Origin of the sequence: Rugamonas aquatica, from assembly GCF_009380215.1 — a bacterium.
GTDB lineage: Bacteria > Pseudomonadota > Gammaproteobacteria > Burkholderiales > Burkholderiaceae_D > Rugamonas > Rugamonas aquatica_B.
Genome location: NZ_WHUG01000001.1, coordinates 108,370 through 133,743, shown reverse-complemented (window position 1 = coordinate 133,743; position 25,374 = coordinate 108,370). Strand labels below are relative to the sequence as shown.

The following is a 25,374-nucleotide window of genomic DNA, read 5'->3' as shown; positions in this document are numbered from 1 at the left end:
TCGTCCGGCAAGGTATTAACGGGGGAATGGAGGATGGCGGATGCAGCAAGAACGGGGCCGGATCAGCGGCCCAAACCCGGAATCGGACGAGGTGCGCCTGCTGGCCAGGATAGCGGCCGGGGACCGGCTCGCCTTTGAAACGCTGTACCGGACGTACTTTTCGCGCCTGTCGCGCTTCATCGGCCGGATGGCGCGCAATGCGGCGCTGATCGAGGAAGTGGTCAACGATACGATGCTGGTGGTGTGGCAGAAGGCCGCCACCTTCGATGGCAGTTGCAAGGTGTCGACCTGGATTTTCGCCATCGCCTATCGCAAGACCCTGAAGGGATTGAAGGCCAGCGACGATCCGGTGGAATCGGATTCATCGCTGTACGAGGACGACAGCGGCAACCAGCCGGAGCAAACCATGAACCGCCAGCAGTTGCAGCACACCGTGGCAGAGGCGCTGGACCAGCTCCCCGCCGCGCAACGCGCAGTAATGGTCCTGACCTATTATCATGACATGGCCTACAGCGATATCGCCGAAGTAGTGGACTGTCCACTGAACACGGTGAAGACCCGCATGTTCCATGCGCGGCACAGATTGAAAGACTTGTTGTGGAACGAAAGAGAGAGCAGCCGATGAACGGGCGCATCTTCAGAATGGATATCCCGGCCCACCAGGCGGTGCAGGAACTGCTGCCCTGGTTCGCCAACGATCAACTGGCGCCGGACGAGGCGCAGCGGGTGCAGGAGCATCTGCAGACCTGCACGCAGTGCCGGCAGGATCTGGAATGGGAACGCGAGATGCGGACCGAGGCCGCCAGCGCGGGCGACGCATTGCCCGCAGGCGTGGACATGGAACGCGCCCTGGCGAAGCTGATGCCGGCACTGGGGCCGCAGGAACAGAACGCTCCATCGCCAAACGCTAGCGGCACGTCGCACACCGGTGCGGCTGCCATCGCCACGCCTGTCCAGGCCGCAGCCTCCGCGCCCCGCCCCGTATCGTGGTGGCGCGCAGCGGCGGCCAACCAGCCTTCGTGGCTGCGCTGGACGGTGGCCGCGCAATGGGTGGCGATCATCGGCCTGGGCGCCCTGCTGCTGCGGCCGGACAGCGATCCCGCGCCCTACCGCGTGCTGGGTTCGGCAATCAGCAACGGCGGCAACCTGGTGGTGGTGTTCCAACCCAACACCAGCGAGCGCGACCTGCGCCGCGTGCTGCAGGCCCAAGGCGCGCGCGTGGTCGACGGCCCGACCGTGACCGACGCCTACCTGCTCACCGTGCCCGCCGCCAACCGCGACCGCGCACTGCAAGCCATGCGCGCGGATCCGGCAGTCAAGCTGGCCGAGCCGCTGGATGCTGGGAGCTCGCCGTGAACACCCGCTGGCTACGCACCGGCCTGATGCTCGCCTGCCTGGCCGGCACGCCGCTGGCCGCCCTGGCCACATCGGCCGCTGAACAGCAGCCGGCCCCGGCACAGGCTGCGCCGCCGGACGGCGATGAAACGCTGCGCCCGCTGGCAGCCGCGCCCACCCGCGATCCCGGCGAACATCACTTGCTGGTGATGCTGCGCCTGCCCGCCACGCATTTCCGTCCGGACGCCAGCTACGGCGGCCGCTACATCGACGACAGCGGACGCGGCGCCCGCCGCCGCCGCGCCGAAGAGCTGGCCCGCCAGCACGGCCTGACCCTGGTGGACGACTGGCCCATGCCGGTGCTGGGCCTGGACTGCTACGTCATGCGCTACCCGGACCACGACAACGCCGAACGCATCATCGCCAAACTGGCCCGCGATCCGCAGGTGGAATGGGCGCAGCCGGTGGCCAGCTTCGAAGGCATGGCGACGCTGCCCGCACGCGCCGCAGCCGACACTCCGCAGCCGTCGGGCAGCGACGCCCTCTATCCGGTCCAGCCCGCCGCACGCTACTGGCACGTGGCCGAGCTGCACCGCCAGACCACAGGCCGCGACATCAAGATCGCCGTGATCGACAGCGGCATCGACGGCAGCCACCCCGACCTGCTGGGCCAGTTGGCCGTCAACACCAACTTCGTCGACAACGCCGCTCCGCCGCCGGAAAACCATGGCACCGCCGTGGCCGGCATCATCGCTGCGCGCGCGGGCAATGGCGGCATCGTCGGCGTCGCGCCGCAAGCCAGGCTGATGGGCCTGCGCGCCTGCTGGCAGCAGCCCGACCTGGCCACGCGCTGCAACAGCTTCACGCTGAGCAAGGCGCTCAACTATGCGATCCTGAACGGCGCCCAGGTCATCAACCTCAGCCTGGCAGGGCCGCCGGATCGCCTACTGGACCGCCTGCTGGACGTGGCGCTGGAGCGCGGCATCGGCGTGGTCGGCGCAGTCGATGCGAAGGCGACCGGCCCGGCCTTCCCCGCCAGCCATCACGGCGTGCTGGCGGTGGCATCGCAGCCGTCGGCGGGCAGGCTGGCGGCCGCGCCATCGGCACATTCGGCAGCGTACACCGTGGCGCCGCCCACCGCCGCCGCTCCATCCGGAGACCCGCCACTGCTAGCCCCCGGCAACGACATCCCGACCACGGCGCCAGGCGGGCGCTGGTCCTTCGTCAGCGGCAGCTCGTACGCGGCGGCCCACGTCAGCGGCATGCTGGCCTTGATGGCGCAGCTACAGCCGGGCGCCACGCCCGCACAGTTGCGACGCCTGCTGCAACCGGGCGATGCGCTGAACACTGTTAATATCGACGCATGCGCCACCATCTCCCGCCTGCTCCGCAATTGCAGTTGTTCGTGCACCGCCGCCGGTCTCACGCAACGTGGCGTCGGCCCGTGACGCTGCGCGCCGCCGCCCTCGCCTGCATCGCGATCCTGCCACTCCTGCCGTGGCGCCACGCCATGGCGCAGACCGATTTCAGCGGCAGCGTCGCGCTGCAATCGGATTACCGCTATCGCGGCCAATCGCTCGGCGACGGCCAGCCGGTGCCGCAACTCACGCTGAACCTCGACCACGCCAGCGGCTGGTACGCCGGCCTGTTCGCCAGCGGCGCGGCGATGGGCGATCTGAACGGCTACAAGGTGCAAGCCTACGGCGGCTACGCGCTGCGGCTGCGCTCGGGCTGGAGTGTCGAAGCCGGTTGCAGCCGCACCAGCTACACCCAGTTGCACTTCGTCGACTACAACGAATGCTATGCCGGCGCATCGGCCGAGCGCATCACCACGCGGCTGTACTATTCGCCGCACTACTTCGGCCACCGCGCCCGCACGCTGTACGGCGAGGTCAACCTGTTCTACCCGCTCCATCCCAGCGTCAATCTGATCGCCCACGCCGGCCTGCTGCACACGCTGAGCGGCATGGCGTGGCCCGGCGTGCCGGCCGGATCGCGCCATGACTACAAGCTGGGCGCCAGCGTCCCGCTCGGCAACTGGACGATACAACTGGCGCGCGAGCAGACCCAGGACGACGGCATCCACTACAACCACTATCCGCCGCGCCCGGCGCGCGCCTGGGTGCTGAGCACGACTTACTCGTTCTAGCGCTTTATCGGGAACCTTGCGGCGACAAGCGGGAATCCACGGGATATCAACCCTGATCCCGAAAGGAGCCGCCATGCGCGCCCGTCCATACACCATCCTGGCCACCCTGGCCCTGTCCGCCTGCGGAGGCGGCGGCTACGATACGCCTATGGCCCCACCGCCAGTCGTCACGCCACCAGCACTCACCCAGTTCAAACTCACCAAGCTGGTCGGCGACACCGCCGGCAGCGCGGCCCAGACCGACGCCAAACTGGTCAACGCCTGGGGCATCGCCTTCAATCCGAGCGGCTTCGTCTGGGTCGCCAACAACGGCAGTTCCACCTCCACGCTGTATGACGGCAACGGCATGGCGCAGGCGCTGGTGGTGGCCACGCCACCGTCGCCGACCGGCATCGTCTACAACGGCAGCGCCGATTTCCGCGCCAGCCCGTTCATCTTCGCCACCGAGAGCGGCAAGATCGCCGCCTGGTCGCCCACGGCCGACCGCAACAACGCCGTCACCTTGTTCGACGGCGCGGGCGCGCAGGCGGTCTACAAGGGCCTGGCCATCGCCACCTGGAACAACGCCAACTACCTGTACGCGGCCGACTTCCACAACAGCCGCGTCGACATCTTCGACGCCAACTTCAACAAGGTGACGCTGCCCGGCGCCTTCCGCGACACCACGCTGCCGGCCAACTATGCGCCGTTCGGCATCCAGGCCGTCGGCGACCGCATCTACATCGCCTACGCCCAGCGTGAAAGCGGCGGCGACGACGAAGTGGCAGGTGCCGGACTGGGCGCGATCGACGTGTTCGATACGGCGGGCAACCTGGTCAAGCAATTGGCGATGGGCGGCGTGCTCAACGCCCCGTGGGGCATGGCGCTGGCGCCGGCCAACTTCGGCACCTACAGCGGCAAACTGCTGGTGGCCAACTTTGGCGACGGCAAGATCAACGCCTACGACCCGGCCACCGGCGCCATGGCCGGCACGCTGTCCAACACGAGCGGCAGCGCCATCGTCATCGACGGTTTGTGGGGCATCGCCTTCGGGCCGGGCGTCAACAGCCAGCCCGTCAACACGCTGTTTTTTGCCGCCGGACCAGGCGACGAGGCGCATGGGCTCTACGGTCGCATCGATATGCAGTAAAGCCACAAAATCAGAGTATTCCTACCAAATAGGCAAAAATCGCTTGGTTCACGATGATTACTGAATTACAATTATCATGTCTAACGAGAAACATGAATTGCCAAGTCACAACACACACAGGGAATTACAACGATGAAAACCATTAAAATGATCAAATCCGTCGCAATCGCTGCCCTGCTGGCAAGTGGTAGCGCAATGGCCGCGCCGGTCGAACTGCTGCTGAACGGCGGCTTCGAAGCCGACCTGCAAGCCAACGGCACTTGGGCAAACTACACCAACCTGACCGACTGGACCGGCGGCGCCTACGGCATCGAACTGCGCAACAACGTGGCCGGTGTCGCGGCACAGGGCGTCAACTTCGTCGAGCTGGACACCTATCACAACAGCAGCATCAGCCACGACGTGCTGACCGGCCTCGGCCAGCAGTACACGCTGAGCTTCCAGTTCCAGGACCGTCCAGGCGTCGACACCTCGTCGCAAGGCCTGGCTGTGACCTGGGGCGGCAACGCGGTCGCCAGCGTGAACAACTCGCTGGGCGGCGGCTGGGAAACCCGCACCTACACGCTGACCGGCAACGGCGCATTGATGTCGCTGAAGTTCACCGCCATCGGCACCGACGACAGCCTGGGCACCTCGCTGGACAACGTCTCGCTGACCACCGCCGTGCCTGAACCTGAAACCTACGCCATGATGCTGGCCGGCCTGGGTCTGGTCGGCTTCGCCGCCCGCCGCCGCAAGGCAGCCAAGTAAGCAGCACTGCATGCCGCAATGAACAACGCCCCGAGGTCGGGGCGTTTTGTTTTTCAGGCGGAGATGCGGCCGCGCAGCTCTTCCACCGCCGCGCACCAGTCGGCGTAATGCTCGCTGTCGGCCCACAGTTCGCGCAACTCGGATTGCTCGGACAGGATGCGTTCGATGGCGCGGCCGGCCTTCTCGGCCAGGTCGGTACGCACGCGGGCCTTGGGCTTGCGCGCTTCCACCCAGGCGTCCACCGCCGCGCTGTCTTCGCTGCGCTCGCCGCCCTTGCCCTGCAAGCGCGCCAGCACTTCGATCGCCACCAGCGCCTCGGCGCCGAACGGCGCTTCCAGCACGCCACCGTTGTTTTCCAGCGCCGTGTCGAGTGTGTTCTCCACCGCCTCCAGGTTGCTGGTCTGTTCCAGATCTTCCGCCCAGTCCTGCGCGTAATCATTGCCGAACGCGTCCACCGCCCATGTACCCATCGCTGCTCCTGTCGAGGCCGCTTTTTGCCGGCGGCCCATATGATATATTGTTTCCTCCAACATTTTATCAGACGCCTCCATGTCGCTACATCCATCCTCCCCGTATCTGAAGGTGCCGGCTGGCGCGCGCTGGAAAGACGCAGTGGCCGGCAAGCCGGCCGCCGACATCGATCCCCATCTGGCGCCGCGCATGCAGATCACGCCGCAGCAACAGGTGGCGTCGGCCGGCAGCTGCTTCGCACAACGCATTGCCGAAGCGCTGCAGCAAAGCGGCTACGGCTACATGGTGGCCGAGACCGGCCCCGGCTTCATCGCCGAGGCGGACCGCAAGGCGCTGGGCTACGGCGTCTATTCCGCGCGCTACGGCAACATCTACACCACGCTGCAACTGCTGCAACTGTTCGACCGCGCCTACGGCCGCTTCGAACCGGCCGAACCGTTGTGGCGCAATGCCGAAGGCGGTTATGTCGATCCGTTCCGGCCGTCGGTGCAGCCGGGCGGCTACGCCAGCGAGAGCGAATGCCTGTGGGACCGGCGCGAACACCTGGCGGCCGTGCGCAGCATGTTCGAACAGCTCGACGTGTTCGTGTTCACGCTGGGCCTGACCGAATCGTGGCTCAGCAACGAGGATGGCGCGGTGTTCCCGGTCTGTCCCGGCTCCGGCCTGGGCGGCGAGTTCGATCCGGCCCGCCACGGCTATCACAACTTCAGCGTGGCCGAGGTCAGCGAGCATATGTCGCAGTTCATGACGCGGCTGGCCGAGGTCAACCCGCGCGCACAGGTGATCCTGACGGTGTCGCCGGTGCCGCTGATGGCGACCTTCGAGGAACGCCATGTGCTGCAAGCGACCACGTATTCGAAAGCGGTGCTGCGCGTGGCCTGCGAGGAGATCGTGCGCAAGCACGCCAACGCGCACTACTTCGCGTCGTATGAAATCGTCACCGCAAGCGGCGACAGCAACAACTACTTCGCGCCCGACCGCCGCAGCGTGCTGCCGGCCGCCGTGGAGCACGTGATCGCCTGCTTCCGCCGCCAGTACATGGGCGATGCGGCCATCCCGGCAGCGGCCGCCGCACCGCGAGCCGCCACGCCCGCGCTGCCGGACCAACCGATGTGCGACGAACAACTGGTGATGGACGCACTGGCCAGCCACACGGCGAAAGGACAAGCATAATGGCGGTTACCCTGCTCGGCACGCCGAGTCCCATCCACCTCATCGGCGAAAGCCACACGCTCATCTTCCGTAATCTGCTGTTCCGCACCGCCGGCAGCGAGCAGCTGTTCCAGACCCGCACCCGCTACCTGCCGCACGTGCTGGCGCAGAATTTCTGCGATCCGGCGGTGCGCGCGTTTCACCAGGATTTGCTGGAAGCGTTCCGCGCCGAGGAGCTGCTGCGCCCCGACCTGTCCCCGGCCCACCATTCGCTCGACGGCAGCACCATCAGCGGCGCCTGGATGGAGAAGCGCGCCGTCGTGGCGCCGGCCGTGGTGCTGTGCATCGGCGACCTGGATATCCATCATCTGCTGAGCCAATTCGCCGACTACGATTTCGAACTGCCCGACGATCCGCACTACGGCGTCGACCGCGACAGGCGGCCGGTGGCCTACGCCACCATCCGCGCGCAGATGGAGAAGCTGCTGTCGCCCTTCACAGAAGGCCTGCGGCTGCTGCGCGCCTTCGGCTTCACGCGCATGATGGTGCACTGCGTGCCGCCGCGCACGCCGGACGACGCGGCCACGCTGCGCTGGACCAAGGTGCACAAGTCGGTGCGCGCCAAGCTGACGGTGATCGCCAATCAGTTCCTGGCGCGCGAGTGCGCGGCCATCAGCATCCCTTTCATCGACGTGTGGCCGGAGCTGTGCGAGGACGGCTATCTGCGGCCGGAGTTCGATCTGGACGGCACCCATCTGACGGTGGCGGCGGCGCAGGTTTCGCTCGACAAGATCGTCGCCAGCCTGCGGCAGCATACCTGGGACGCGCACAACGTCGCGCGCTACCAGCACGCGGCCACGCAAGCGCCCCGCCATGCGCAGGCGGTGGCGCTTGAACGTCCGCTGCCGGGTGTCAGCATCGGCCGGCTGGACGTGCCGGCACACACGCTGCAATCGCTGGAGGCATCGCCTGACAGCTACCGCGCCGTATCGGAGCTGGTGTCGCGCGCGGACTGGGTTTCGGCGCCGGCCGCCGGCCGCGCCGCGCTGCTGACCGCGCAACCGAGCGCCGAACAACTGGCACTGGCGGCGCAGCTGCTCGGCCAGGGCGTGGGCCAGGCGGTGCTGCACGGGGACGTGGACTATGCGATGACGGTGTCGAGCTTCCGCCCGAGCCGCATCCCAGCGGGCAGCGCACCGCAGGTGCTGGCGCGCGCCGCGCAAAGCTCCGGCGTGCGCAAGGCCGTGCTGCGGCTGGGCGGGAATGGCGTCATAGGTTTCGCCTCCATCGCCGGCGAGACGGTGCATGTGATGAGCAGCGAGCCGGGTGCGCTGGCGGTGTACGATCCGGCCGCCACGCTGTGCAGCCTCGATCCGACGCTGGGCGACATCAGCCTGGTGGAGATCGCGCTGATGCCGCTGGCCACCAGCGAACCGTTCCGCGTGGTGTGGAGCGGCCTGCATGAGTGGCCGCTCGACCCCTTCCAGTACGGCGTGGCAGGCATGACAGCCGCCCCGCCGTTCGACGGCCCGCAGGTAACGGTGCGGGCGATGGCGATGGCTTAAGGCCTTAAGCCTTGGCCGGCTTGACCAGCGGCGCATCCTTCTGCGATTTGACCACTTGCATGGCGGTGGCGATCAAGCCGCTCATCTCGCCCAGGTTGGCCGGGATGATGATGGAGTTGTTGGTCTTGGCCAGTTGCGAGAAGGCGCCAACGTACTGCTCGGCGACCTTCAGGTTGACGGCGTCCTCGCCGCCCGGTTCGCGGATCGCAGCACCCACCTGGCGCAGCGCCGACGCATTCGCCTCGGCCAGCGCGACGATGGCTGCGGCCTGGCCCTGCGCGCGGTTGATGGCGGCCTGCTTGTCGCCTTCCGAACGGGCGATCTGCGCTTCACGCTCGCCGCTGGCGATGTTGATCTGTTCCTGCTTGCGGCCTTCCGATGCCGCGATCAGCGCGCGCTTCTCACGCTCGGCGGTAATCTGCGCCTGCATCGCGTGCAGGATTTCCTTCGGCGGCGTCAAATCCTTGATCTCGTAGCGCAGCACCTTGACGCCCCAGTTGGCGGCCGATTCATCGATCGCGTTGACGATGGCGGTGTTGATATGCTCGCGCTCTTCAAACGTTTTATCCAGTTCCATGCGGCCGATCACCGAACGCAGCGTGGTCTGCGCCAGCTGCGTGATGGCGGCGATGTAGTTGGACGAACCATACGAGGCGCGCATCGCATCGGTGATCTGGAAGTACAGGATGCCGTCAACCTGCAACTGCGTGTTGTCGCGCGTGATGCAGACCTGCGGCGGCACGTCGAGCGGGATCTCTTTCAGCACGTGCTTGTAGGCGATGCGGTCGACAAACGGAATCACGATGTTCAGGCCAGGCCCCAGCGTGGCGTGGTACTTGCCCAGCCGCTCGACCACCCAGGCGTGCTGCTGCGGAACGACATTGATGGTCTTGAACACAAACACCAAGGCCAGGATGAAAAGGATGAAGGTGACATTGCCGAAACTGATATCCATAAAACTCTCCAGTAGGTAAATCTTAAGCCGCCACGATCAGGCGGCTGCCGCGTACTTCGCGTATCGTGTATTGCCCGGGCGCCGCGCCGCTGCCGGCCGCTGCACCCGTCTCCAGTTCCACATCCCACAGCGCGCCGCGATACATCACGCGCGCCGCGCCGTCCTGCCAGGCCGGCACGTGCACGGTCTGGCCGATGTCCATATTGACGTTGGGGTCGCGCGCGGCCTCGGTGCGGTTTTCCAGCTTGCCGAAACGGCTGCGCCGCAACAGCACGGTGGCCGCCACGCCGACCACGGCGGCAAGCAGCGTCTGCGTCGCCATGCCAAAGCCCAGCAGCGCAGCCAGCGCGCCGGACGTCAGGCCGATGGCGATCATCAGCAGGTAAAAGGTTCCGCTGAACAGTTCCAGGATCACAGTAGCGCCAGCCGCCACCAACCAAAAACTCCAGTCAGCCATGATGCACTCCTCTCAGGTTTAAAAATGCAAAAACCCCCGCTTCCCGGTGCGGGCTGCGAGGGTTTTTGCTACAAGGCGCTTGGTATTGATAGTGTTATTTGCAACTCAATTCGACAACACCAGTCTAAACCAATTTACGCCTACGTCAACACTTAATTACTTTTGCAGTGCTGCCAGCTTCTGCCAGGTATCGATCACCGAGTCCGGGTTCAGCGACATCGATTCGATGCCCTGCTCCATCAGCCAGACCGCGAAGTCCGGATGATCGGAAGGCCCCTGGCCGCAGATGCCGATGTACTTGCCCTGCGCGCGGCAAGCCTTGATCGCCAGCGATAGCAAGGCCTTGACGGCTTCGTCGCGTTCGTCGAAGTCGGCCGCCAGCAGCGCCATGCCGGAATCGCGGTCCAGACCCAGGGTCAGCTGGGTCAGGTCGTTGGAACCGATCGAGAAGCCGTCGAAGTGTTCGAGGAACTTGTCGGCCAGGATGGCGTTGGACGGCACTTCGCACATCATGATCAGACGCAGGTCGTTCTCGCCGCGCACCAGACCGTTTTTAGCCAGCAGGTTGACGACCTTCTCGGCCTGGCCCAGCGTACGCACGAACGGCACCATGATCTCGACGTTGGTCAGACCCATGTCGTTACGCACGCGCTTCATCGCGGCGCATTCCATTTCGAAGGCGCCGGCGAAATCGGCAGCCAGGTAGCGCGCCGCGCCACGGAAGCCCAGCATCGGGTTTTCTTCATCCGGCTCGTAGCGCGAACCGCCGATCAGCTTCTTGTACTCGTTGGACTTGAAGTCCGACAGGCGCACGATCACTGGCTTCGGCCAGAAGGCGGCGGCGATGGTGGCGATACCTTCGGCCAGCTTGTCGACGTAGAAGGCTTTCGGCGAGGCGTGGCCGCGCGCGACCGACTCCACCGCTTTTTTCAGATCGGCGTCGATGTTCGGGTATTCCAGAATCGCTTTTGGATGCACGCCGATGTTGTTGTTGATGATGAACTCAAGACGCGCCAGACCAACGCCGCCGTTCGGCACGGACTGGAAGTCGAACGCCAGCTGTGGATTGCCGACGTTGAGCATGATCTTGGTCGGCAGCTTGGGCAGCTCGCCGCGCGACACTTCCGAGATTTCGGTTTCCAGCAGGCCGTCGTAGATCTTGCCCTCGTCGCCTTCGGCGCAGGACACGGTGACGAAAGTGCCGTCCTTCAGGATCTCGGTGGCGTCGCCGCAACCGACAACCGCAGGCACGCCCAGTTCACGGGCGATAATCGCCGCGTGGCAGGTACGGCCGCCGCGATTGGTGACGATGGCCGAAGCGCGCTTCATCACCGGTTCCCAGTTAGGGTCGGTCATGTCGGCGACCAGCACGTCGCCCGGCTGCACGCGTTCCATGTCGGCCGGATCGTGGATCACGCGCACAGGACCGGCGCCGATCTTCTGGCCGATAGCGCGGCCCGAGGCCAGCACGGTGCCACTCGATTTCAGCTTGAAGCGCTGCTGCACATCGGTCGCCTTCTGCTGCGACTTGACGGTTTCAGGACGCGCTTGCAGGATGTACAGTTTGCCGTCGCGGCCATCCTTGCCCCACTCGATGTCCATCGGACGGCCGTAGTGGTTTTCGATGATGACGGCGTACTTGGCCAGTTCCACCACTTCGGTGTCGTTCAGCGAGTAGCGGTTGCGCAGTTCGACCGGCACGTCCACGGTCTTGACCGAGCGGCCAGCCTTGGCTTCGTTGGTGAACTCCATCTTCAGCAGCTTGGAGCCGATGTTGCGGCGGATGACAGGCGATTTGCCTTTTTCCAGCATCGGTTTGTGGACGTAGAATTCGTCCGGATTGACCGCGCCCTGCACCACCGTCTCGCCCAGGCCATAGCTGGAGGTGACGAAGACCACGTCCTTGAAGCCGGACTCGGTATCGATGGTGAACATGACGCCAGCGGCGCCCAGGTCGGAACGGACCATGCGCTGCACGCCGGCCGACAGCGCGACTTCAGCGTGGGTGAAGCCTTTGTGTACGCGGTAGGAGATGGCGCGGTCGTTGTACAGCGATGCGAAGACATGCTTCATCGCGTCGAGCACGTTCTCGATGCCGACCACGTTGAGGAAGGTCTCCTGCTGACCGGCGAACGAAGCGTCCGGCAAGTCTTCGGCGGTGGCCGAGGAGCGCACGGCGAACGACATCTCGGTGCTGGAATCGGCAACCAGCTGGTTGTAGAAGGTTTCGATTTCCTGTTGCAGGCGTGGCTGGAACGGGGTTTCGACGATCCATTGACGGATCTCGGCGCCGGCTTGCGCCAGGGCGCGCACGTCGTCGATATTCAGGTCGGCCAGACGGTCGGCGATGCGCTCGGCCAGCGGCTTGCCGCCGTCGACGCTGTGCGACAGGAAGTCACGGAAAGCCTGGGCCGTGGTGGCGAAGCCGCCCGGAACCCGGACGCCGGCGCCAGCCAGTTGGCTGATCATTTCGCCTAATGAGGCGTTTTTTCCGCCGACGGATTCAACATCCGTCATGCGCAAATGTTCGAACGATGCGACGTATACCGCTCCGTTACTCTGCTCCTTCAATGCTGCGTTGGACATAATGACACCTTTTTGATGATAGAAATCTTCCAGCGAGGCGCAGACTTGTTTCTTGTTATTCTGGTCGTCGTGCAGCACAATCTTACCTATGGCGCCCATTCTACAGCCTGCGGCCCAAATTGACGATTCACAATAATGACAGGCTTACTCTACATGACACAAGAACAACGTCCTCCCCTGCCCGCCGTGGCCCGCACGGTCTTCTTCGTTTCCGACGGCACCGGCATCACCGCAGAAACCTTTGGTCACTCGGTTTTGACCCAGTTCGAGCTGCGCTTCCGCCAGATCCGGCTGCCCTTCATCGATACGCTGGACAAGGCGTACGACGCGGCACGCAAGATCAACGAGGCGTTTGCGACTGATGGTCAACGGCCGATCATCTTTTCCACGCTGGTCAAAACCGAACTGTCGAACGTGATCCGCCAGTGCAAGGGCATGCACATGGATTTGATCCAAACATTCGTTGCTCCATTGGAACAAGAACTGGGTGTCAAATCGACCCATACCATCGGCCGTTCGCACAACATTGTGGACAGCGAGGAATACAAAAACCGCATCGAGGCGATCAACTTCTCGCTGGCGCACGATGACGGCCAGTCGCACAAGAACCTGTCGTCGGCGGACGTGATCCTGGTGGGCGTATCGCGCTCGGGCAAGACCCCGACCAGCCTGTACCTGGCGATGCAGTACGGGATCAAGGCGGCCAACTATCCGCTGATCCCGGACGATTTCGAGCGCGGCAAGCTGCCGTCGTCGCTGTACGAGTTCAAGCCGAAGATCTTCGGACTGACCATCACGCCAGAGCGCCTGGCCGAGATCCGCAACGAACGCCGCGCCGGCAGCAAGTACGCGTCGATCGAGAACTGCCGCTACGAAGTCAACGAGGCGGAGATGATGATGAAGCGCGAAGGCATACGCTGGCTGTCATCGACCACCAAGTCGATCGAGGAAATCTCGACCACCATCCTGCAAGAGATCAAGCCTAACCGGCGCGAGTATTAAGTGACCGTCGCTCCCGCGAAAGCGGGAGCCCATGCTGCGCCGGCGGCCTCGCCGGCCATGGATTCCCGCGTGCGCGGGAATGACACTTCAGACGCGCGGCGGATCGGTTTCGCGGGCGTAGATGCGGCGATGGGCCAGCGCATCCTCGAACCGCGCCAGCGCCACGCTGCTGCCGCCACGCTCCGTGATAATCAGGCCGGGATCGGTCTCACCATCCGGCAGCGCCAGCGGCAGACCTGCCGCGTACACCAGCTGCGCGCCGTTCCCCAGCGCCAGCAGCGGCTTGTCGTGCCGGTACTGCAAGCGCAGGAACTCCATCGCCGCCACCTCGCGATTGAGTAGCGTGCCGCCCGGCGTGGTGCTCTGCGGCTGGTCGTCCGCCAGCGTGTAGGCGTCGGCGCGATCCGGCACGATGGCGCCATCCCATAACATCGACGGCCCCGTCTCGAAACTGATCTCCACGTCCAGGTCCGAACCCGGCAAGGGGCCGACCCGCTCGCCCACCAGGCGCGGCACCACACCGACATCCAGCAACGCTGCATACAACTGCCGCACCTGCCCCGCATCGACGCCCGGCGCCACCAGCAGCGCCACCCGCAAGGTCTTGAGGCCCGTGGTGCCGGGACGGCTGAATAGCGACAATGCCGGCGACGGCGGGTAGTCGTGGATCGGCAGATCCGTCGACAGCGGCAACGGCGGCGGCACCTCCATGCCCAGACCATCGGCCACGCCCTGCGCCAGCTTCTGCGCGACGTTGACCAGACCAGCCAGTACGCGGCGGCGTATGGCCGGCGTCTGCACCCGCGTCAGCTCGAAGCGGAAGGCGGCGATGATGTGGTTCTGCTCCACCGGCGTCTGGCTGTTCCAGAACAGGCGCGCCTGCGAGTAGTGGTCGGCAAACAGCTCCGGCTTGCCGCGCACCTTGGCCGCCGTCAGCGGCTCGGGGAAGCTGGTGAAGCCCGCCGCCCCGGCCTGGAACGGACACCCGCCCGCCAGCGAATTGGGCTCGTAGCTGACCCGCCCGCGATTGAGCGACTGCCGGTGCATGCCGTCGCGCTGGTTGTTGTGGATCTGCGCCAGCGGCGTGTTGATCGGGATCTCGTGGAAGTTGGCCCCGCCCAGGCGCGAGATCTGCGTATCGATGTATGAGTGGATACGCCCTTGCAGCAACGGGTCGTCGCTGAAGTCGATGCCCGGCACCACGTGCGCGGCGCAGAAGGCCACCTGCTCCGTCTCGGCGAAGAAGTTATCGGGATTGCGGTCCAACACCAGCTTGCCCAGCGGCTGCACCGGCACCATCTCCTCCGGCACCAGCTTGGTCGGATCAAGCACGTCAAAGGGGAACTGCGCAGCCTGCTCGGCGCTGAAGGTCTGCACGCCCAGCTCCCACTCGGGGAACTGGCCGGCCTCGATGGCCTCCCACAAATCGCGCCGATGGTAGTCGGGATCGGCGCCGGTCAGGCGGGCCGCCTCGTCCCACACCAGCGAGTGCGTGCCGGCCATCGGCGTCCAGTGGAATTTGCAGAACAGCGAAGCGCCCTGCGCGTTCACCAGCCGGAAGGTGTGCACGCCGAAGCCCTGCATCATGCGATAGCTGCGCGGGATAGCGCGGTCCGAGGTGTGCCACATCAGCATGTGCGTGATCTCGGGGCTGAGCGAGGCGAAGTCCCAGAAGGTATCGTGCGCGCTGGCCGCCTGCGGCATGCCGTTGTGCGGCTCCGGCTTGACCGCGTGGATCAGGTCCGGGAACTTCATCGCGTCCTGGATGAAGAACACGGGGATGTTATTGCCGACCAAATCCCAGTTGCCCTGATCCGTATAGAACTTGACGGCGAAGCCGCGCACATCGCGCACCGTGTCAGCCGAACCGCGTTCGCCGGCCACCGTCGAGAAGCGCACGAACACCGGCGTGCGCTTGCCCGCTTCAGCGAACAGCGAAGCGCGCGTGATGGCGCTGTGGTCGGCGTAGCTTTCGAAGTAGCCGTGCGCCGCCGAGCCGCGCGCGTGCACCACGCGTTCCGGGATGCGCTCATGATCGAAGTGGGTGATTTTCTCGCGCAGGATGAAGTCTTCCATCGCCGTCGGGCCGCGCAGGCCTATCTTCAGGCTGTCCTGGTTGTCGGCCACCTTCACGCCCTGGTTGGTGGTCAGTTCGCGACCGCTGTCGTCCACCCGCACGCGGTCCAGCGGGCCATCGAGCGGATTGTCGCCGATGTCCGGATGGCCGTCGCCGACCTTGGGCGAGGCCACCGTTTCAGTACTGGTGCCGGCGGTGGTGAGCTGGCTGGCCGGCGTGCGCGTCTCGCCCACATGCGGGGTGAAAGCGGCTTCGCCATATTCCAGCGGCTTGGTCTCGTTGAAGGGCATGTCGGCGGCGAGCTGCTCGTCGGTGGTGACTTTTTCCAGCAGCTGATCGGCGATCTGATTCGGAGGGCCTAGCCGCTCCGGATGCGGCGGTTCGGCCGGGCCGGCCACCGTGCTCAGAATGGAACCGGCGCCGTCCACCGCGCCGCCGTTGTCTTTGGGATTAGCCATGTCGCACCTCGTGAATGATCGCCTGCCCGGGCGGGAGGCGGAGATTCAGTGTGCTTTTCTAACGGCCTTAGGTATTTGACGGCGCGCAAACCGAACGCAGCGGGCCGCGCCCGCTGCGCTTAGAAGAAATGTTGCCAATCGGCCAGCCAGGCCGGGAACTCCTCGACCGGCATCGGCTTGGCGATGTAATAGCCCTGGGCATAGGTGCAGCCCAGTCCTTGCAGGAAATCCCAATCCTGCTTGGTCTCGACGCCGACCGCCACCGAGCGCCGGTCCAGGCTGCGCGCCAGGCCCAGGCAGGAGCGCAGCACTGTGCCGATGGCCTGCTTCTTGGACGCCCCGTCGACAAAGCTGCGGTCGATCTTCAATTCGGAGAACGGAATGCGCGCCAGCAGCTGCAGGTTGCTGCGCCCCGTGCCGTAGTCGTCGATGGCCAGGCCGAAGCCCTTCATGCGCAAGCGCAGCAGCCGTTCCAGGAAATGCGGATCAGTGGTCAGCACCGCCGACTCGGTCATCTCGAAGGTGATGTAGTCGGGCATGATGCGATGCCGTTCCAGGCAGGCCGCGATCTGCTCCATGAACTGCGGATGCGCCAGCGTGCTCTGGTCGACATTGATGGAAAACGAAATCGGTATGCCCTGGTCGTGCAGGGTGCGGCAGGCCGCCACCGACTTTTCGATCATGCTCCAGTCGAGAAAGTCGATGCGGCGGTTATCCTCCAGCACCTGCATGAACGACGCCGGCCCAAGCACGCCATACAGCGGATGGCGCCAGCGGGCGAACATCTCCAGTCCCTTGACCTGCCCTGTCTCCAGCTCGATCTTGGGTTGGAAGAAGGGATCGAACTCGCGCATCTGCAAGCCCTGCCCCACCTCGGCGAACGAGATGGCCGGCGCCTGCTCGCGGCCGGCGCTGCGCGCTTCCTCGGGTTGCAGGTAGTTGGCGATCAGCGATTCCAACCGGCTACCGATCACCGGCTTGCCGATCGCGCCCAGCATATTGATGCCATAGGCGGCCGCCATCGTCTCCACGGAAAACAACACCGCATTGGACTGCGCACCCACCACCACCACGCCCACGCGCGATTTGGCGTCGGCCAGGCGGCGTATCAGTTCCAGCGCATCCATGCCCGGCAAGGCCAGGTCGATGATGGCGATATCGACTTTAGGTGTGATGCCGGCGCTGAAATGGCGCAGTGCAGTATGGCCGTCGGGAGCCTGCGTGATGCGGCCCACGCCCAGGTGCACCAGGATATCGGCCAGCGCATGGCGTTGTACCTGATCCCCTTCGGCTACCAGAAAGTGCAACTGCGCGATATCCATGTACGGCTCCCAAAGCTGCGTTTATGTCTGATTCTGCCTTACTTGCTCGAAAAAGCATACTGCCGCGCAGGCGGCGACGTTGAGCGACTCCACCTGGCCGAGGTGCGGGATCACCACCTGATGGGTCGCCATCGACAGCAGATCGTCCGCCACGCCTTGCCCTTCGTGACCGAACAGCCACGCCACCGGCTGGCGCAGGTCGACGTCGTACAGGCGCTGGGTGGCGTAGCCGCTGGTGGCGAGCGACGTCACCTTGGACGCGGCCACCAGCGCCGCCAGGTCGACGTTCTCGAAAATCTCCAGCACGAAGTGCGCGCCCATGGCCGCGCGCAGCACCTTGGGCGACCAGCAGAACGCCGAACCGGCGCTGCAATACACCTGGGTGATGCCGGCCGCCGCCGCGCTGCGCAGGATGGAGCCGACGTTGCCGGGATCCTGCACGTTATCGAGCAGCACCGCCGACACGGCCAGCGGCTCGGTCACGGCGCGCTCCGGCGTCTCGATCAGGAACATCACGCCGACGCCGTGTTCGACCTGGCTGACGGCGTTGTACAGCGCATCCGGCAATCCCAGCACGTGTGCGTGCTGCGCCTCCAGCTGGCCGACGATGTCCATCACTTCCGGGTTGTGCAGCGCCGATTCGCTGACCACGCACTGCTCCGGCAGGCCGCGCAATTGCAGGAAGGCCTGGCACAGGTGCACGCCGTCGAGCAGCGTGCGGCCGGACTTGCGGCGCGCCTGCGAACTGCCGGCCAGCTTGACCAGCTCTTTGTACTGCGCGTTGTCGCGCGAGGTGATGGTCTTCATGCTGCCTTCCCCGCGCGCAGCGCGAATTCTTCCAATACCTTGCGCACCGGCGCGAAGGAACGGCGGTGCACCGGCGACGCGCCGTGCTCGCGCAGACGCTCCAGGTGCAGCGCGGTGCCGTAGCCCTTGTGCTGGTCGAAGCAGTACTGCGGATACTGCGCGTGCAGCGTCACCAGCGCGGCGTCGCGTGCGGTCTTGGCCAGGATCGAGGCGGCAGAAATCGCATCGACCTTGTCGTCGCCGCCCACCACTGCGATGCTCTGGATCTTCATCACCGGGCAGCGGTTGCCGTCGATCAGGGCCAGCGTCGGCACGGTGCTCAGCGCCTCCACGGCACGCCGCATCGCCAGCATCGACGCCTGCAAAATATTGAGCTTGTCGATTTCCTCTTCCGACGCTTCGGCGATGGCCCACGCCAGCGCGTTGGCCTTGATCAGTGGCGCCAGGAGATCGCGTTTGGCTTCGGTCAGCTTCTTGGAATCGCGCAGGCCTTCGATGGGACGCGAGACGTCCAGGATAACGGCCGCCGCGTACACCGGGCCGGCCAGCGGACCACGGCCCGCCTCGTCGACGCCGCATATGATTTCATCGGGCGAGTCGGGCAGGAAGTCGAACAGGCCGGGGTTTTGATTATTCACGTTGATTCTCGTTGATACAGTTAAGCTTTGATGACCTTGAGCACGGCGGCCGCGCTCTCCACCGCGCTGTTGCGCAGCAGGCTGTGATGCATGTCGGTGAAGCGCTCGGCCAGCCGCAGGCGGTGCGGCGCGTCGCTCAGCTGCTTCCACATCGCGTCCGCCAGCGCCTGCGGGTTGGCCGCGTTTTGCAGCAGCTCCGGCACCACGAACTCGCGCGACAGGATGTTCGGCAAACCGATCCACGGCTGGTAGCCGAAGTGGCGCAGGATCTGCCATTCCAGCTCCATCATGCGATAGGCGATCACCATCGGCTTCTTGAACAGCGCCACCTCCAGCGACGCCGTGCCCGACGCCACCAGCACCGCGTCCGCCGCTGCGATGGCCGTATGCGACTGGCCGTCCAGCAGCTGTATTTCGACGTCCTGCAGGCCGGCCTGCGCCACCAGTTCGAGGAAGTACTGGCGCTGCCGCTCGCCCGCCATCGGCGCCACGAAACGCAGCGAACGGTCGCGCTGTTGCAGCAGCCGCGCCGCGCCGACGAAGGCCGCCGTATTGTATTTGAGCTCGGACATGCGGCTGCCCGGCATGATGGCCACCACATTGGCGTCCTCCGGCAAACCCAGCGCGCGACGCGCGCCCGCCTCGTCCGGCGCCATCGGGATCAGCTCCGCCAGCGGATGGCCGACATAGCTGACCGGCACGCCGGCCTGGCGGTAGATCTCCTCTTCAAACGGAAACACCACCAGCATGTGCGACACGGCGCGGATGATTTTCTTGATGCGTCCACCGCGCCAGGCCCAGATCTGCGGCCCGATGTAGTGGATGGTCGGAATGCCGGCCGCCTTGAGCTGCTCTTCCAGCCCGAGGTTAAAGCCCGGATAGTCGGCGCCGATGAAGGCTGCCGGCCGCTCGGCCAGCAACTGGTCACGCAGCTGGTTTTGTATGCCCTTGATTTCGCGGTAGCGCGGGATCACGGCCAGCAGGCCGCGCACTGTCAGCTTGTCCATGGGGCAGTGCGATTCGAAGCCCTGGGCCATCATGTGTTCGCCGCCGATGCCGTGGAAGCGAGCTTCCGGCAGATGCGGGCGCAATCCCGACAACAGCCGCGCCGCCAGCAAATCGCCGGACGGCTCGCCGGCCACCAGCGCCAAAGACAGCGGCGACGCAGCCGGCGCGGAGGCCGGCGTCAGGTCAGCGGACGATGCCACGGCTGGCGATACTGAGGAATTCGCGCATCGAACGAATCTGCTCGGCCGCTGCCGGCGTCGCATCTTCTTCCGCTTGCAGCGCGACCTTGGCCTCTTCCAGCGTCAGGCCGGAACGGTAGATCAACTTGTAGGCGGTGCGGATGCCGTTGATCTGCTCGCGCGTGAAGCCGCGGCGTTTCAGGCCTTCGATGTTGACGCCGTGGGCCTGGGCCGGATTACCGTTCAACAGCACGAACGGCGGCACGTCCTGCGTCAGCGAAGTGCTCATGCCGACAAACGCGTGCGCGCCGATCTTGCAGAACTGGTGCACATTGGCGAAGCCGCTCATGATGACCCAGTCGCCGATTTCGACGTGGCCGGCGATCTGCGCGTTGTTCGAGAAGATCGTGTTGCTGCCGACCTGGCAGTCGTGCGCCAGGTGGACGTAGGCCGAAATCCAGTTGTCGTTGCCCAGCGAGGTCACGCCCTTGTCCTGCACCGTGCCGGTGTTGAAGGTGCAGAACTCGCGGATGGTGTTGCGGTCGCCGATGGTCAGGCGGGTCGGCTCGCCGTTCCACTTCTTGTCCTGCGGCGCGGCGCCGATCGACGAGAACTGGAAGAACTTGTTGTCGCTGCCGATGGTCGTATTGCCCTCGATGACCACGTGCGGACCGACCACGGTGCGCGGGCCGATCACGACGTTGGGGCCGATCACCGAGTACGGTCCCACTTCGACGGATTCGTCGAGCTGCGCCTTCGGATCGATGATGGCGGTGGCGTGGATCTTGGACATGATTACTTCCCTGCTGGCTGGCTGGCGTCCGTGGCGCTGCGGATGGTGCACATCAGTTCCGCCTCGACCGCGGTCTGGCCGTCGACCGTGCCGACCGCCTTGTACTTCCAGATGCCGCGCGCGACGCGCAGGATCTCGACGTTCATCACCAGCTGGTCGCCCGGCTCCACCGGACGCTTGAAGCGCGCGTTGTCGATGCCGACGAAGTACACCACCGAGTTCTCGTCCGGCTTGATGTCCATGGTCAGGAAGGACAGGATGGCGGCGGTTTGCGCCATCGCTTCGATCATCAGCACGCCCGGCATCACTGGCTTGTGCGGGAAGTGGCCGTTGAAGAATTCTTCATTGACGGTGACGTTCTTGATCGCGGTGATGGTCTTGCCCGACTCCCAGTCCAGCACGCGGTCCACCAGCAGCAGCGGATAGCGGTGCGGCAGGTACTGTTTGATGGCGTGGATATCCAGGCACTTCTTGGTGCAGGTGGATTCGGAGGTAACAGGGGTGGCAGGGGTGGTGGTGGTCATGATTATTTCTCGTCTTGATTCGTCAATGTTTTAATTGTTTTTTCCAGCGCGCGGATTTTATCGCGCATCGTCGACAGATTGCGAACGATGGCGGCCGATTTTTCCCACTCGCTGTTTTTGGCCAGCGGATAAAAGCCCGTGTACTGTCCCGGTTCCAAAATGGAGCGGGACACCATGCTGCCCGAGCCCACATGCACCTTGTCGGCGATGGTCAGATGTCCCAGCACCATGGCGGCGCCGCCGAAGGTGCAGTACTTGCCGATCTTCGCGCTGCCGGCCACGCCGACGCAGCCGGCCATCGCCGTGTGCGCGCCGATATGGCAGTTGTGGCCGATCTGGATCTGGTTGTCCAGCTTCACGCCGTCTTCCAGTATCGTGTCGGCCAGCGCGCCGCGGTCGATGGTGGTGTTGGCGCCGATGTCCACATCGTCGCCGATCACTACCCGCCCGGTCTGCGGAATCTTGATGTAGACCCCGCCCTCGTTGGCGAAACCGAAACCGTCGGTGCCGATCACGGCGCCCGAATGAATGATGCCCCGCTTGCCGATCACGCAGCGCGCCTGGAAGGTCACGTTGGCGAACAACTGCGTATCCTCGCCGATGACGGCGTCGCGGCCGATGTAGCAGCCGGCGCCGATCACCGCGCGCTCGCCGATCACCGCGCCGCTTTCGATCACCACGCGCGCGCCCACGTGGGCGCTGGCGGCGATGCTGGCGTCATCGGCCACCACCGCGCTGGCGTGTACGCCGGGCGCCGGCACGATGGCCGTCAGGGATTCGAAATACTGCGCAGCGCGGGCGAAATACACGTACGGGTTGTTGGTGACGATGCGCGCGCCGCTGTAGCCGGCTGCGATGAAATCGTCGTCGGCGGCCGACACGATCAGTGCCGCCGCCTGGCTTTGCAGCGCCTGCGCGCGCAGTTTGCTATTGCTGAGAAAGCTGATGTGCGAAACGCCGGCGTCCGTCAGTGGCGCGATCCCGGTGACTACCAGGTTCGCGTCCCCCACCAACTGCCCGCCGAGGCGTTCGACCAATTCCCCTAGTCGAGTGCCCATCGGGTGATCCAATCTTGATGTGTTTTACTTGTCTTTATCCAGCGCGGCCAGCACTTTGTCGGTGATGTCGATGCGCGGGCTGGCCCAGACCGCATCCTGCAAGACGATGTCGAACCCTTCCACCGACGCCATCTGCTTGATGATCTTGGTGGCTTTTTCCGAGATCGCCTGGCGCTCTTCGCTGGTGCGCTGGCTCAGGTCTTCACGGAACTCGCGCTGGCGGCGCTGGTATTCCTTATCGAGCTCGAACACGTCGCGCTGGCGCTTGACGCGGTCGGCTTCGGCCAGCGTCGGCATGTCCTTCTCCAGCTTTTCCGACGCCGACTTCAGGCGCGCGGCCATATCCTGCATGGCTTTCTCGCGGCTCTTGAACTCTTCCTGCAGCTTCTCGCCGGCCAGCTTGGCCAGCTTGGATTCGTTGTAGATGCGCTCAGCGCTCAGCCAGGCGATGCGCGAGGCCGAGGTCTGGGCCTGCACCGGCGCCAATGCACACCAGCCCAGTGCAAGCACGGCGAGAGATTTGGTCAGGGTAGCGGACGCAGTCTTCAACTTGTTTCTCCGAAGTAAATATTAGTACTCAATGCCATCGCAGTATCAACCTGCCGCCTTAGAAGCCGGTACCCATCTGGAACTGGAAGCGTTCCAGACGATCGCCCGGCTTGGCGTTCAAAGGCTTAGCATAACTCAACTTGAGCGGACCCACCGGCGAAATCCAGCTGATGCCCAGACCCGAGGAGTAGCGCAACTCGGAATAACGCATCTTCTGGCCTTCCTGGTAGACCTGTCCGGTATCGAGGAAACCGAACCAGCGCAGGCTGCGGTCCTGGCCCGAACCCGGGAACGGCAGCTGCAGCTCGGCATTGCCGATCACGCGCGAGGCGCCGCCCAGGGCGTCGCCGTACACATTGTCGACCGCGCCCAGCGAAGAGCTCAGGTAGCCGCGCACCGAACCGATGCCGCCGCCGTAGAAGTTCTTGAACACCGGATAGCTGCTGTTGCCCAGGCCGTGGCCGTAGTCGATCTCGCCCTTCAGTGCCAGCGTGATCTTCGGCGTCAGCGGTTTGAACCAGTTGTGCTCATACACGGCGCGGTAGTATTTCTGGCGGCCTGCCACGTCCAGCTCGAAGTTGAAGCGCTGGTAGCGGCCCACGGTCGGCGTCAGCGCAGAATCGCGGCTGTCGCGCGCCCAGGCGGCGGTCAGCGGCAGCGCGTAGGTCGAGGCGGTACCGATGCCGTCCTTGGCGCCGGTGATGGTGGTGACGTATTCCTTGAAGCGCACCGGCGAGGTGGCGTCGGTGGTGATCTTCGAGCGCTCCACGCCGATACCGAAGAACACCGTATCGACTTCCGAGAACGGCACGCCGTAGCTGATGCGGCCACCGGTCTGGCGGATGGTGTAGCTACCGATGTTGAGCGCCGGCGGCTGCTGCGTACGCAGGTATACCTCGTAGGCGCGCGACACACCGTCGTCGGTGTAGTAAGGGTCGGTCTGCGAGAACGACACAGTGCGGCTGTACTTCGAGGTGTTGAATTCGACACCGACGGTGGTGCCCGAACCGGCGAAGTTGGCCTGCTGGATCGCCGCCTGGAAGGTGAACTTCTCCGACTGCGAGAACGCGCCGCCGATCTGGAAGTTACCGGTCGGGCGCTCGACCACGGTCAGGTTGACGTCCACCTGGTCGGACGTGCCCTGCGCTTCAGGCGTGTCGATGGTCACGTCCTTGAAGTAGCCCAGGCGGTCGACGCGGTCGCGCGAATACTTGATCTTGTTGGCGTCGTACCACGACGATTCGAACTGGCGGAACTCGCGGCGGATGACTTCGTCGCGGGTGGTGGTGTTGCCGGCGATGTTCATGTGGCGCACGTAGGCGCGCTTGCCCGGATCGATGAAGAAGGTGAACGCGACTTCGCGTTTCTTCTGGTCGATATCAGGGCTGGCGTTAACGTTGGCGAAGGCGTAGCCGAAGGTGCCCAGGCGATCCGAGATCAGCTTGTTGGTGGCGGTCAGGCGCTCGCCCGAATAGGTCTCGCCCTGGCGCAGCAGCACCAGCGAGCGCAGTTCCTCTTCGCGGCCGAAGGTCTCGCCTTCGAACTTGATGCCGGAGACCTTGTACTTCTCACCCTCGGTGATGTTGATCGTGATGTAGATGTCCTTCTTGTCCGGCGTGATCGACACCTGGGTCGAATCGATCTGCATCTCGATGTAGCCGCGGTTCAGATAGTAGGACTTGAGCGACTCGATATCGCCGGTCAGCTTGGTCTTGGAGTACTGGTCGGCCTTGGTGTACCAGCTGAACCAGCCGCCGGTGTTCAGGGCCAGCTGGTCTTTCAGCTCCTTGTCCGAGAACACCTTGTTGCCGACGATGTTGATCTGCTTGATCTTGGCGATGTCGCCCTCGTCCACCGCGAAGGTGATGTTGACGCGGTTACGCTCGATCGGGGTGACGGTGGTGACGATCTTCACGCCGTACAGGCCGTGCGACAGGTACTGGCGCTTGAGCTCTTGCTCGGCGCGGTCGACCGACGCCTTGTCGAAAATCTTGGTCTCGCCGACGCCGATGTCTTTCAGCGCCTTGACCAGCGTGTCTTTTTCAAATTCCTTGGTGCCGGTGAACTCCACCTTGGAGATGGCCGGACGTTCCTCGACCAGCACCACCAGCACGCCGCCGTCGGCTTCCAGCTTGACGTCCTTGAAGAAACCGGTGGCATACAGCGCCTTGATGGCGGTGATGGACTTGTCGTCGTTGAAGGTCTCGCCGACCCGTACCGGCAGGTAGCTGAAGACCGTACCGGCTTCCGTACGCTGGATCCCTTCGACGCGGATGTCTTTGATGACGAAGGGCTCGATGGCCATGGCGCTGCCGGCGCACAGCGCCAGGACAGCGGCGCCGATCAGGCTGCGGCGAAAGGAAGATGAAGTAATACGGTCAGAATATAATTTCATTGGGGTTATTCAATG

23 protein-coding genes are annotated in these 25,374 nt (G+C 64.7%); 9 read left to right on the top strand and 14 right to left on the bottom strand.

What is annotated here, in order from left to right:
* The first annotated feature begins 40 nt into the window (after positions 1–40).
* The 6 genes from GEV02_RS00660 (at position 41) to GEV02_RS00635 (ending at position 5,363) form a co-directional block, all read left to right on the top strand.
* Positions 41–625: an RNA polymerase sigma factor gene (locus GEV02_RS00660; protein ID WP_152836032.1), complete on the top strand. Its 585-nt coding sequence runs from the start codon at positions 41–43 to the stop codon at positions 623–625.
* A complete protein-coding gene (locus GEV02_RS00655; RefSeq protein WP_152836031.1) occupies positions 622–1,356 on the top strand; it encodes a zf-HC2 domain-containing protein in 735 nt (244 codons plus the stop codon). The genes GEV02_RS00660 and GEV02_RS00655 overlap by 4 nt, the downstream gene beginning before the upstream one ends.
* Positions 1,353–2,783 (top strand): S8 family peptidase, encoded by a 1,431-nt coding sequence (locus tag GEV02_RS00650; RefSeq protein ID WP_328595682.1) that lies wholly within the window; start codon positions 1,353–1,355, stop codon positions 2,781–2,783. Before GEV02_RS00655 ends, GEV02_RS00650 begins: the two co-directional genes overlap by 4 nt.
* On the top strand, positions 2,780–3,484 hold the full coding sequence (locus GEV02_RS00645) for a TorF family putative porin (protein ID WP_328595681.1): 705 nt from the start codon (positions 2,780–2,782) through the stop codon (positions 3,482–3,484). The genes GEV02_RS00650 and GEV02_RS00645 overlap by 4 nt, the downstream gene beginning before the upstream one ends.
* 73 nt (positions 3,485–3,557) lie before the next feature.
* Complete coding sequence (locus GEV02_RS00640) at positions 3,558–4,613, top strand: TIGR03118 family protein (RefSeq protein ID WP_235922555.1); 1,056 nt, start codon at positions 3,558–3,560, stop codon at positions 4,611–4,613.
* A 132-nt stretch (positions 4,614–4,745) separates the two neighbouring features.
* On the top strand, positions 4,746–5,363 hold the full coding sequence (locus GEV02_RS00635) for a PEP-CTERM sorting domain-containing protein (protein WP_152836030.1): 618 nt from the start codon (positions 4,746–4,748) through the stop codon (positions 5,361–5,363).
* A gap of 53 nt (positions 5,364–5,416) precedes the next feature.
* On the opposite strand, the gene GEV02_RS00630 is transcribed toward GEV02_RS00635, so the two are convergent.
* Positions 5,417–5,833, bottom strand: coding sequence for a DUF4259 domain-containing protein (locus GEV02_RS00630; protein ID WP_152836029.1), 417 nt, complete (start codon positions 5,831–5,833; stop codon positions 5,417–5,419).
* A 79-nt stretch (positions 5,834–5,912) separates the two neighbouring features.
* Here GEV02_RS00630 and GEV02_RS00625 point away from each other — a divergent pair, with 79 nt between their 5' ends.
* Positions 5,913–7,007, top strand: coding sequence for a GSCFA domain-containing protein (locus GEV02_RS00625; protein WP_152836028.1), 1,095 nt, complete (start codon positions 5,913–5,915; stop codon positions 7,005–7,007).
* Positions 7,007–8,551, top strand: a complete 1,545-nt coding sequence (locus tag GEV02_RS00620) for an SGNH/GDSL hydrolase family protein (protein ID WP_152836027.1) — start codon at positions 7,007–7,009, stop codon at positions 8,549–8,551. Before GEV02_RS00625 ends, GEV02_RS00620 begins: the two co-directional genes overlap by 1 nt.
* A gap of 4 nt (positions 8,552–8,555) precedes the next feature.
* On the opposite strand, the gene GEV02_RS00615 is transcribed toward GEV02_RS00620, so the two are convergent.
* The 3 genes from GEV02_RS00615 to ppsA all read right to left on the bottom strand — a co-directional run bounded on the left by GEV02_RS00615 (position 8,556) and on the right by ppsA (position 12,549).
* Positions 8,556–9,506: an SPFH domain-containing protein gene (locus GEV02_RS00615; RefSeq protein ID WP_152800719.1), complete on the bottom strand. Its 951-nt coding sequence runs from the start codon at positions 9,504–9,506 to the stop codon at positions 8,556–8,558.
* A 22-nt stretch (positions 9,507–9,528) separates the two neighbouring features.
* Positions 9,529–9,963 carry an NfeD family protein gene (locus GEV02_RS00610; protein ID WP_152836026.1) on the bottom strand — a complete coding sequence of 145 codons (435 nt, stop codon included), beginning with the start codon at positions 9,961–9,963 and terminating at the stop codon, positions 9,529–9,531.
* Between the two features lie 156 nt (positions 9,964–10,119).
* On the bottom strand, positions 10,120–12,549 hold the full coding sequence (ppsA, locus tag GEV02_RS00605; protein ID WP_152802245.1) for a phosphoenolpyruvate synthase: 2,430 nt from the start codon (positions 12,547–12,549) through the stop codon (positions 10,120–10,122).
* A gap of 153 nt (positions 12,550–12,702) precedes the next feature.
* Here ppsA and ppsR point away from each other — a divergent pair, with 153 nt between their 5' ends.
* Positions 12,703–13,551, top strand: coding sequence for a posphoenolpyruvate synthetase regulatory kinase/phosphorylase PpsR (gene ppsR, locus GEV02_RS00600; protein WP_152836025.1), 849 nt, complete (start codon positions 12,703–12,705; stop codon positions 13,549–13,551).
* An 87-nt stretch (positions 13,552–13,638) separates the two neighbouring features.
* Here ppsR and GEV02_RS00595 read toward each other — a convergent pair whose 3' ends face one another.
* The 10 genes from GEV02_RS00595 to bamA all read right to left on the bottom strand — a co-directional run bounded on the left by GEV02_RS00595 (position 13,639) and on the right by bamA (position 25,359).
* A complete protein-coding gene (locus tag GEV02_RS00595; RefSeq protein WP_152836024.1) occupies positions 13,639–16,086 on the bottom strand; it encodes a catalase in 2,448 nt (815 codons plus the stop codon).
* A 119-nt stretch (positions 16,087–16,205) separates the two neighbouring features.
* The gene (locus GEV02_RS00590; protein ID WP_152836023.1) at positions 16,206–17,408 is read right to left on the bottom strand and encodes an EAL domain-containing response regulator; all 1,203 of its coding nucleotides are present in this window, start codon (positions 17,406–17,408) and stop codon (positions 16,206–16,208) included.
* Between the two features lie 21 nt (positions 17,409–17,429).
* Positions 17,430–18,215, bottom strand: coding sequence for a TrmH family RNA methyltransferase (locus tag GEV02_RS00585; protein WP_008449270.1), 786 nt, complete (start codon positions 18,213–18,215; stop codon positions 17,430–17,432).
* Positions 18,212–18,853, bottom strand: a complete 642-nt coding sequence (gene rnhB, locus GEV02_RS00580) for a ribonuclease HII (RefSeq protein ID WP_328595680.1) — start codon at positions 18,851–18,853, stop codon at positions 18,212–18,214. The genes GEV02_RS00585 and rnhB overlap by 4 nt, the downstream gene beginning before the upstream one ends.
* 20 nt (positions 18,854–18,873) lie before the next feature.
* Entirely contained in the window at positions 18,874–20,061 is a 1,188-nt protein-coding gene (gene lpxB / locus GEV02_RS00575; protein ID WP_328595679.1) for a lipid-A-disaccharide synthase, read from the bottom strand.
* Positions 20,045–20,833 (bottom strand): acyl-ACP--UDP-N-acetylglucosamine O-acyltransferase, encoded by a 789-nt coding sequence (lpxA, locus tag GEV02_RS00570; protein WP_152836022.1) that lies wholly within the window; start codon positions 20,831–20,833, stop codon positions 20,045–20,047. The genes lpxB and lpxA overlap by 17 nt, the downstream gene beginning before the upstream one ends.
* 2 nt (positions 20,834–20,835) lie before the next feature.
* On the bottom strand, positions 20,836–21,357 hold the full coding sequence (gene fabZ, locus GEV02_RS00565) for a 3-hydroxyacyl-ACP dehydratase FabZ (protein ID WP_008449277.1): 522 nt from the start codon (positions 21,355–21,357) through the stop codon (positions 20,836–20,838).
* 2 nt (positions 21,358–21,359) lie between these two features.
* Entirely contained in the window at positions 21,360–22,415 is a 1,056-nt protein-coding gene (gene lpxD / locus GEV02_RS00560) for a UDP-3-O-(3-hydroxymyristoyl)glucosamine N-acyltransferase (RefSeq protein WP_152836021.1), read from the bottom strand.
* A gap of 24 nt (positions 22,416–22,439) precedes the next feature.
* Positions 22,440–22,964, bottom strand: coding sequence for an OmpH family outer membrane protein (locus tag GEV02_RS00555; protein WP_152800701.1), 525 nt, complete (start codon positions 22,962–22,964; stop codon positions 22,440–22,442).
* 58 nt (positions 22,965–23,022) lie between these two features.
* Positions 23,023–25,359, bottom strand: coding sequence for an outer membrane protein assembly factor BamA (gene bamA / locus GEV02_RS00550; protein ID WP_152836020.1), 2,337 nt, complete (start codon positions 25,357–25,359; stop codon positions 23,023–23,025).
* Positions 25,360–25,374: the final 15 nt, after the last annotated feature.